This is a genomic window from candidate division WOR-3 bacterium (assembly GCA_016867815.1).
Classification (GTDB): Bacteria; Hydrothermota; Tepidihabitantia; order Tepidihabitantales; family Tepidihabitantaceae; genus UBA2258.
This window is the reverse complement of sequence record VGIR01000030.1, coordinates 25,267-33,299: the sequence shown is the minus strand read 5'-3', so window position 1 is coordinate 33,299 and position 8,033 is coordinate 25,267. Positions and strand designations below refer to the sequence as shown.

8 protein-coding genes are annotated in these 8,033 nt (G+C 60.1%); 7 read left to right on the top strand and 1 reads right to left on the bottom strand.

All coding sequences use genetic code 11. From position 1 onward, the window contains the following. Window positions 1–368 precede the first annotated feature (368 nt). The 4 genes from FJY68_06400 to FJY68_06385 all read left to right on the top strand — a co-directional run bounded on the left by FJY68_06400 (window position 369) and on the right by FJY68_06385 (window position 3,273). Window positions 369–944 (top strand): serine acetyltransferase, encoded by a 576-nt coding sequence (locus tag FJY68_06400; GenBank protein ID MBM3331469.1) that lies wholly within the window; start codon window positions 369–371, stop codon window positions 942–944. Window positions 945–1,310: 366 nt separating this feature from the next. After that, window positions 1,311–1,751 carry a four helix bundle protein gene (locus FJY68_06395; GenBank protein MBM3331468.1) on the top strand — a complete coding sequence of 147 codons (441 nt, stop codon included), beginning with the start codon at window positions 1,311–1,313 and terminating at the stop codon, window positions 1,749–1,751. A gap of 19 nt (window positions 1,752–1,770) precedes the next feature. Continuing rightward, on the top strand, window positions 1,771–2,817 hold the full coding sequence (locus FJY68_06390) for an NAD-dependent epimerase/dehydratase family protein (GenBank protein MBM3331467.1): 1,047 nt from the start codon (window positions 1,771–1,773) through the stop codon (window positions 2,815–2,817). Between the two features lie 114 nt (window positions 2,818–2,931). Further along, a complete protein-coding gene (locus tag FJY68_06385; protein ID MBM3331466.1) occupies window positions 2,932–3,273 on the top strand; it encodes a hypothetical protein in 342 nt (113 codons plus the stop codon). Between the two features lie 662 nt (window positions 3,274–3,935). Here FJY68_06385 and FJY68_06380 read toward each other — a convergent pair. After that, window positions 3,936–4,127: a hypothetical protein gene (locus tag FJY68_06380; protein MBM3331465.1), complete on the bottom strand. Its 192-nt coding sequence runs from the start codon at window positions 4,125–4,127 to the stop codon at window positions 3,936–3,938. Window positions 4,128–4,563: 436 nt separating this feature from the next. On the opposite strand from FJY68_06380, the gene FJY68_06375 reads away from it, so the two are divergent. The 3 genes from FJY68_06375 to FJY68_06365 all read left to right on the top strand — a co-directional run bounded on the left by FJY68_06375 (window position 4,564) and on the right by FJY68_06365 (window position 8,033). Beyond that, window positions 4,564–5,316 (top strand): acyltransferase, encoded by a 753-nt coding sequence (locus FJY68_06375; GenBank protein MBM3331464.1) that lies wholly within the window; start codon window positions 4,564–4,566, stop codon window positions 5,314–5,316. Further along, window positions 5,180–6,394, top strand: coding sequence for a hypothetical protein (locus FJY68_06370; GenBank protein ID MBM3331463.1), 1,215 nt, complete (start codon window positions 5,180–5,182; stop codon window positions 6,392–6,394). The genes FJY68_06375 and FJY68_06370 overlap by 137 nt, the downstream gene beginning before the upstream one ends. 310 nt (window positions 6,395–6,704) lie before the next feature. Beyond that, entirely contained in the window at window positions 6,705–8,033 is a 1,329-nt protein-coding gene (locus FJY68_06365) for a DUF362 domain-containing protein (protein MBM3331462.1), read from the top strand.

Sequence of the window (8,033 nt, the reverse complement as noted above, 5' to 3'; positions counted from 1 at the left end):
TACAACAGCGAAGGGTCGCTTGCGAGTTGGCGAGTCGGCTGAACGCGACGCGTGCCTGGTTCTCGGCCGACAGCGGCCTCCGACCCTGCTTGCTTGGACCGTCCGAATTGGCGACCGGAGTTGATCTTGACACGCTTGCCGCACGGAGGGATGGCACGGTCTACACTGTCTTGCCCAAGGAGTGAGAATGGCTAGGTCGCGACTCGCGTCGCAGCGCGCGTACCCATCGGGAAGTCCGTTCACAGCGACCTGGGAATCATCTGCCGTTCCCAAAGCTCCTCGTGTCGCTTGCGCTGAAGCCCGATTCCAGAGTCGCTTGACCGTCGCGGGCGTTTCTCTTCCCGCATGCCCTGACTACACCAAGGCCAATGACGTACTCTGAGTACCGGTATCTAGTTCGGTCAGACCTCTGCCGTCACGAGGGCGCAGTTGGGCTCTCCGGCTTCCTGCGACACGCCGCCCTGACCCCCGGGTTTCAGTACACCTACTGGATGAGAACGGCCGCGTTCCTGAGCGGTCGCCGGATCCTCAGATTTGGCTTCGGGCATATTGCCCGACTCATCCTGAGACACCACTCGCTCAAGTACGGCATCAGCATTCCCTGGCGAACGCGGATAGGTCCTGGTTTCTACATCGGGCACTTTGGCCAGATCGTCGTGCACCACCGCGCCGTCATCGGTGCGAACTGCAATATCTCGCAGGGTGTGACGGTTGGTCAGGCGAATCGCGGACCGCGCCAGGGCTACGCCACTATTGGTGACAACGTGTACATCGGTCCCGGTGCCAAGTTGGTGGGGAGCGTACGGGTCGGCAGCAACGTGGCCATAGGGGCGAACTGCGTGGTGACGAAAGACGTGCCGGACAACGCCGTTGTTGCCGGCGTGCCCGGCCGGATTGTCTCCTACGAGGGTTCAAGGGACTACGTGAACTGGACTGACTACTGATCTGCCGGCGCTTGCGGCCTCTCGTTCCCGGCTCCACGTTCATGGGCGTTCATCGCCCCGCCCTCCGCAATCCTCTTCTCTCTCTTGACCCTCTATCACTAGAACACTGGATTACTCTCCTCCCCGAATTCCTTGAATCTCCTCGTGCGTTTCGTACTATTCCAGCGTGGAGAAAACCGCTGGTTCGAGGCTCCTGGTTTCCAGTTCCAGGGCGGACCGAGCACCCGGCCGGAGTGCGGTTCGCAGTTCGGAGTTCGTGGTCCTTGGTGCCAAGCCTCCCGAGCAGTTCTCTGAACCAGTAACCAGGAACCCGGAACCACGAACTTGGAACCATGAACCAGCAACCACGAACTAAGAACTGACCCGATGGCCACCTTCAGGAGCTTCGAGGAGATCGACGCCTGGAAGAAGGCGCGTGAACTCACGCGGCGAATCTACGACGTCACGTCGAAGGGAACCTTCGCTCGGGACTGTGCGCTGCGCGACCAGATTCGTCGCGCCTGCGTGTCCGTCATGGCGAATGTGGCCGAAGGGCATGGACGAGGCGGCACCAGAGAATTCCAGCAATTCCTGTCGATGGCTCTGGGCTCGGCTGGCGAAGTCGGTTCTCATCTCTACGTTGCATTGGACCAGGGGTACATCGATGACCGCGGGTTCCGAGAGCTTGCGGGATTGGCCCAGGAGAATGCGCGTCTGATCGGCGGATTGGCCAGATACCTCCGCACGACTGAACGCAAAGGCAGCAAGTTCAAGCCCGGTAACCAGGAACCAGGAACCAGGAACCAGGAACCAAGAACTAAGAACTAAGAACCAGGAACTAAGAACCATGATCTACGTAGTTACCGGCGGCGCGGGCTTCATCGGTTCGAGCATCGTCGAGGAGCTGCTCAAGCGCGGGGAGACGGTCCGGGTAGTCGACAACTTCTCAACCGGTCGCCGAGAGAACCTGGCTCCGTTTCTCAAGGACATCGAACTCATCGAAGGTGACATCCGATCCCTTGAGGTCCTCCGTTCAGCCATGTCCGGTTCTTCCTTCCGCTCCTCCTCAACCTCAACCTTGACCTCAACCTATGTTCTCCACCAGGCCGCCCTGCCCTCGGTTCCCCGTTCCGTGCAGGACCCGGTCACGACTCACGAGGTCGGCGCCACCGGTACGCTCAATGTGCTGATTGCCGCCCGGGACTGCGGCGTTAAGCGCGTTGTGTACGCCTCGTCGTCGTCCGTCTATGGCGACTCGGTAGAACTGCCCAAGCACGAAGGCATGATGCCGAATCCGCTGTCTCCGTACGCTGTCAGCAAACTGGCCGGCGAGCACTACTGCCGGGTCTTCAGTCGTTTGTATGGCCTCGAGACCGTCGCGCTCCGTTACTTCAACGTATTCGGCCCGCGCCAGAACCCGAACAGCCAGTACGCCGCGGTCATTCCCAAGTTCATTGCTGCAGTTCGCGAAGGCCGGAAACCGGTCGTGTACGGCGACGGCGAGCAGTCCCGTGACTTCACACCGGTCGCCAACGTCGTCGCGGCGAATCTCGCAGCGTGCGAAGTGCCGCTGGCGGCACAGGTCAAGGCTAAGGCTGAGGCTAAGGCCGGGGAGGAAACTCCGCTCTCAATCTCAACCTTGGCCTCAACCTCTCCCTTTCTTCTCTGTAATGTCGCCGTCGGAGAACGGTACAGTCTGAACTTTCTCGTGAGTGAAATCTGCCGCATTGTGGGCAGGAAGGTCGAGCCGGTCTACGACAAACCTCGGCCCGGGGACGTCAAGCACTCGCTCGCATCGGTTGACGTACTCCGCGACCGACTGGGCTTGGCCAGCCCTCAGCCCTTTCAGGACGGCCTTGAGCATCTGATTAGGGGCACACGGGCTAAGGACTGAAGGCTAAGAACTAAGAACCAGGAACGTGGTTACACAATTCTGGTTTCTGAATTCTGGACTAGCCGTCTTCGAAAACTGCCTCCCATACGGAAGGGGGAATTCTCACCCCTGGTCTTGGCCTTGTGCCTGGCTCTGTTCCGGGCCTCGTTCCTGACTCTCTGCTCGGCCCTGTTTCAGGCCGCGTTCTCGCTCCCGTTCCGGCCCCTGGTTCTCGCCCCGTACCGGGCATCGTTCCTGACCCCGGCTCAGGCCCCGGACCTACCTCTCTCCCCGCCCCCGGACTCGGCCCTCTTCCAGGCTCCGCGCCGGACCGTGTTCCAGTCCCTGGTCCTCGCTCCGTCTCAGGCGCCGTTCCTGGCCCGGTTCCGTGCCCTGGTCCTGACTCCGTACTTGACCAAGTTCCAGCCGCCGTTCCAGTCTCCGGCCTCGGCCCTGTGTTCTGTTTCTAGTTTCTAGTTCTTGGTTTCTGGTTCTTAGTTTCTGGTTTCCAGTCTTCAGTCCTCCGTCCTCAGTCCTGGTCCATGGTCTTTAGTCTCTGGTTCCTGGTCTCCGAGTCCGGCATCTGCGCCACACTGCGGTTCTCTTCCGTTCCGCGTCCCGTCTTGGCGTTCTTGGCGTACTTGGCGGTTCACTCCGTCCGGAATCTGTATGAATCTGCGTAATCTGTGGATATATCTCGTTCTTCGTTGTTCGTTTATCGTTTCTGGTTCTTCCGAAACTGCAAACTGGCACCTGGGAACTCGCGGCGCAGCCGCGCCTGTCTTCGTGGCCAAGCTCCGTCCCTTCCATGCCCCAATCGGTGTCCATCCGTATATCCGTGGTCGTATGCTCCGAGTCCTCAATTCTGAATTCTGCTTTCTGGATTCTGGCTTCTGAACTATCCTTGGCTGGTGCGCCATTCCTCGTCGCGTCTTGGTGTCTCTGTGGTGAGAATCCGGCGCGGCAATTCTGAATTCTGGTTTCTGAATCTGACTTCTGCATTGTCCGAACCCGCTCGCTTGTTCTTGACCGGTGGCGATGCTTCGGCTAAAGTTCAGTCGCCGGGTTGGCCGGCGCTGCAACGCTAACATGAAGTACCGCCTGTTCATTATCGAAGCGGACCCCAGGACCGGGGAACGCTATCTGGACGCGCCCCGGCTGACAACGTCCAGCGCATCGCGCTGGCCGACCTCAAGCTCGTCACGCTGCTCGTCGCCTATCCGGGCTTCAAGCGCTACCGACTGGCGACCGACGTCGAGGTCATCCCGCTGGCCCAACTCGTCGACGCCCTGTAGCCACCTGGCCCGCGCCAAGCCTGCGCGCCGGCTCAAGCACAAGCGCAAGCCGTTCATCGTCTATTGTACGTCGTTGATCGTCACGTTCGGAGTTCCTCGCTCAGCGTTCATCACTCAGCACTCATCGTTCCGCGTTCCTCTGTCCACCTTTCTCACTCATGACTCAGCACTCATCACTCCGCGTTCATCGTTCCTCATCGCTCCGTCCTCCTTCCTCTGTCTCTTCCGTAGCCTCCACCTCTCCCTCTGTCACCCGACGGGCATCGCGCCCAGCATCCCTGTCGAAGTCGGGGTTGAACGTTTCGTCGTCTGGTTCCGTGACAACTGTCGTATATGAACGGTGTGTGTTCGACTTGCGGGCTACACAAACGCAGTGGCGACATATGCGAGTACCACGCCGTGCTGAATGGGGCGCGGTTGACATCCCCCAAGACTGGCAGGAGAGCCTGCTTCCCGAACGGACCGGGTTCAGATGAGAGGTAGTTTCCTCGCTTCGCCATTTGCAGTTGCGCGCGCGTCGTGGGACAGGTTCATGAATTCGCTATTGCTGGCCGAGTGCAGACGCAAGGGCATGTCTATCGGGACTGCTTGTAGGGTGGCGGGGCGGCCGCGGATCTACATCACTGCAGGCGCCAAGGTCGAGTGTGGCGACGGCGTTCTCCTGAATTCCTTGCCGTGCGGCTATCACGCAGGGATGAGCTATCCCGTTACGATTCTGGCAGACCGCCCATGCGCGTGCATACAGATCGGGGCGGAAAGTCGGCGTCACGGCTGCTGTATACATGCATGGCTAGGCATCACCATCGGCAAGAGGTGCCTATTCGCCGCGGGCAGTCAGGTGCTCGACGCGCACGGACATTCGGCCGCGTTGGAGCATTCGCGATTCCGGCACAAGCTGCAGGACGTCCCGGCTCCCGTGTCAATCGGCGACTCCTGTTGGCTGTGTTTGGGATCTCTGGTACTCAAGGGAGCGCAGATCGGGGAGGGCTGCATCATTGCACCGTACTCCGTTGTGCGAGCCGGCGTCTATCCAGCACACAGCCTCCTGGCTGGATCTCCTGCACGGGTCGTAAGGACTATTCCGGAGGATGCCGTCCTGGCCGCGGACTATCCCCATCCGCTCCTCAAGCCTCCTTCCTCTCGCCTCTCATTTTCCTTTCTGGCTTCACGGCCCTCTGCCCCCCCCAAAAAAAACCGCCAATGCCACCGCTGGGGGCAAAGATGACCCCTCCTTCGCCGATTCTCGCCGCCGCAGAATGCCCAGACAGACCAGAACGTACCTGCATCCACATTGGGGACTCGCACACACCGCACGCGGGCGAGGTCTTCGCCGCTCACAGTCTGGCCGCTGCGGAACGGACCCAGTGAGCATCGTCTCGTTTCGGCAGCAACTTGGACGCGCCGTTGACCACTGGAAGACTGAAGGCCCAGGCTGGGCAGCTCAGATCGCAGCGGCCAAGTTCAGCAAGTTCGTCGAGGTCCTCCATCCGGTGCTTTCACCAATGACCTACAAGTCTGTCCAAATGCTGCTCAATCTGGGCTATTGGCCGAACATCCGCAACCCGAGGACTCTGAATGAGAAGATCGCTCACCGGCAACTGCTCGTGCCGCATCCCTTGGCATCACTCGTCTCAGACAAGTGGCGCGTGCGGCAGTATGTCGCGGAAAGGGGTCCTGCCAACATCCTCAACGAGGTCTACTTCACCACGGATGACCCGGAGAGAATCCCATTCGACGACCTACCTGACCAGTTCGTCATCAAGGCGAATCACGGGAGCGGGTGGAACATCTTTGTTACGGATAAGCGAACCTTGGACCGAAAGGAGGTCATCCGGCTGTGTTGGGATTGGCTTAGCCACAAGTACAGCAAGGCTACGCGCAGTCACGAAACGCATTACGACAGGATTGCTCCGCTGATACTGGTCGAGAGGTTTATCGAGGATAGAGAGCACGGCGTGCCCGTGGACTACAAGTTCTTCTGTTTCCACGGGTCAGTGCACCTTGTTCAGGTGGACTTGGGTAGATTCGGAGAGCACACCAGAGTCCTCTTCGATCGCGAATGGAGGGATACTAGTATACAGTTTCTATACCCACGCCGTGGAGCCGTTCCGAGGCCTCCGCGTCTTGCAGAGATGGTCAGGGTCGCCGAGCGGCTCAGTGTTGGCTTCGACTTCTGTCGCGTCGACCTGTACGCCCCGGACCCTGAGAGAATTCTGTTCGGGGAAATCACGATGAACCCGGAGGGCGGCCTCGGGAGGCTAACTCCGAGGGAATGGGACTTCAGACTGGGTAAGTTGTGGTGATACGTCAGAGTACAGCCAACCGCGTCGCGCCCGACCAGTTCCGGCCCGGGACCCCCGTGGTTCGTGGCGGCGTGAACGACAGCCGGCAACCTCACCAACACGACGGGGGCTGTTTCGCGCTTGGTGCGTCGTCGCGTCAACAAGTCTCTCCCTCCTACGTGATGGCTGATGCAGTCTCGTGAATACGGAAGTGTCAGACTCCACCCAAGATCGCTCGGTCGCAGTTGTGCGGGATGCCGCGATCGAAGGGTACCCTTCTTCTGAAAGTGGGTTTGCGCCTGACACGGCGCACCCTGAATATACGGGTCCAGTGGCGAACAAGGCGAATCCAGTCTACTCAGCGGTTCGGGCGTGCCTGGCAGCGGCAGGGATGGACCGGTCCAACTACGGTCTGCCCTCATGGAATCCTCTGGGCAGTTGCATCCGTCCCGGGGAGACGGTGCTTGTCAAGCCGAATCTGGTCCGTCACTCAAATCTGAGCGGCCAAGGACTGGATTGCCTCGTAACGCATCCGGCGGTGCTCAAGCCCGTGCTCGACTATGTTCTTCTTGCCCGTCCCGCGCGCGTCATAGTTGGTGACGCGCCTGTCCAAGGATGCGACATGGGGCGACTGCTGCAGCTTTCCGGACATGACTCGATTGCTAAGCACTTCGCCGAAAGATGCCCGCCCGTCGAGTGGGTCGACTTCCGTATGACTACGCTGACGGAATCCGGAATCCAAGATCAGCGGGCCGCGCCTTGCCGAACGGAAGACGACTACATCATCTTCGACTTGGGGAAAGCCAGCCTTCTACAGCCGCTCTCACGCGATCCCGAGAGATTCCGCGTGACCATGTACAACCCGGACGTTCTCAGGAAGAACCACGGGCCCGGTGTGCATCGCTACGCGGTCGCGCGCGAAGCAATCGCGGCGGATGTTATTGTCAGCGTCCCGAAGCTAAAGACTCACACGAAGGTTGGCATCACGGCTGCGCTGAAGAACACTATCGGTATCTGCGGACGGAAGGACTTCCTCCCGCATCATCGCAAGGGGAGTAGCCTTGAGCGGGGCGACTGCTATGCCGTCCCCTCTCGCCTGAAGAGCTACGCAGAAAGCCTCTTGGACGTCGCCAATCGCTCGGACGGGCTTGTTCGAGCAGCGGCCCTGTTCGGCGCACGCCGAGCGCGGCAGATGGCGGAGGCCCGCGGGGCGGACCGCAATATTGAAGGCAATTGGCACGGCAACGACACGATCTGGCGCACTTGCCTCGACCTGAATCGCATTCTCATGTACGGCAGAGAGGACGGCACACTGTCCGAAGTGCCGCAACGGCGCACGCTCTTCATCACCGACGCGATCGTGGCTGGTGAAGGCGAGGGTCCTCTGTCTCCCGTCCCTAGGAATCTTGGCACTGTGACATGTTCCACCAATCCCGTTGCTGCAGACTATGTCCACGCACATCTTGTCGGTTTCGACTGGCGGCGGCTGCCGGTTATTCGTGAAGGATTCACGGGATTCACATACCCGTTGGCAGAATTCCCAAACACCGAAGTCACCGCGTTCGTCAACGGCGAGCTTCTCGTCCAGCCCTGGGCCAAATGGTCTGGGCGGCCTCTTGTCCCGCCTGCCGGTTGGCGAGGGTATTGTGAGCTCTCCTGA

What these genes read in the sequence shown, in the direction of transcription:
- FJY68_06375 (MBM3331464.1), top strand. Translation starts at nt 4,564, where the DNA reads ATGAGAGGTAGTTTCCTCGCTTCGCCATTTGCAGTTGCGCGCGCGTCG.
- FJY68_06370 (MBM3331463.1), top strand. Translation starts at nt 5,180, where the DNA reads ATGCCGTCCTGGCCGCGGACTATCCCCATCCGCTCCTCAAGCCTCCTT.
- FJY68_06395 (MBM3331468.1), top strand. Translation starts at nt 1,311, where the DNA reads ATGGCCACCTTCAGGAGCTTCGAGGAGATCGACGCCTGGAAGAAGGCG.
- FJY68_06400 (MBM3331469.1), top strand. Translation starts at nt 369, where the DNA reads ATGACGTACTCTGAGTACCGGTATCTAGTTCGGTCAGACCTCTGCCGT.
- FJY68_06390 (MBM3331467.1), top strand. Translation starts at nt 1,771, where the DNA reads ATGATCTACGTAGTTACCGGCGGCGCGGGCTTCATCGGTTCGAGCATC.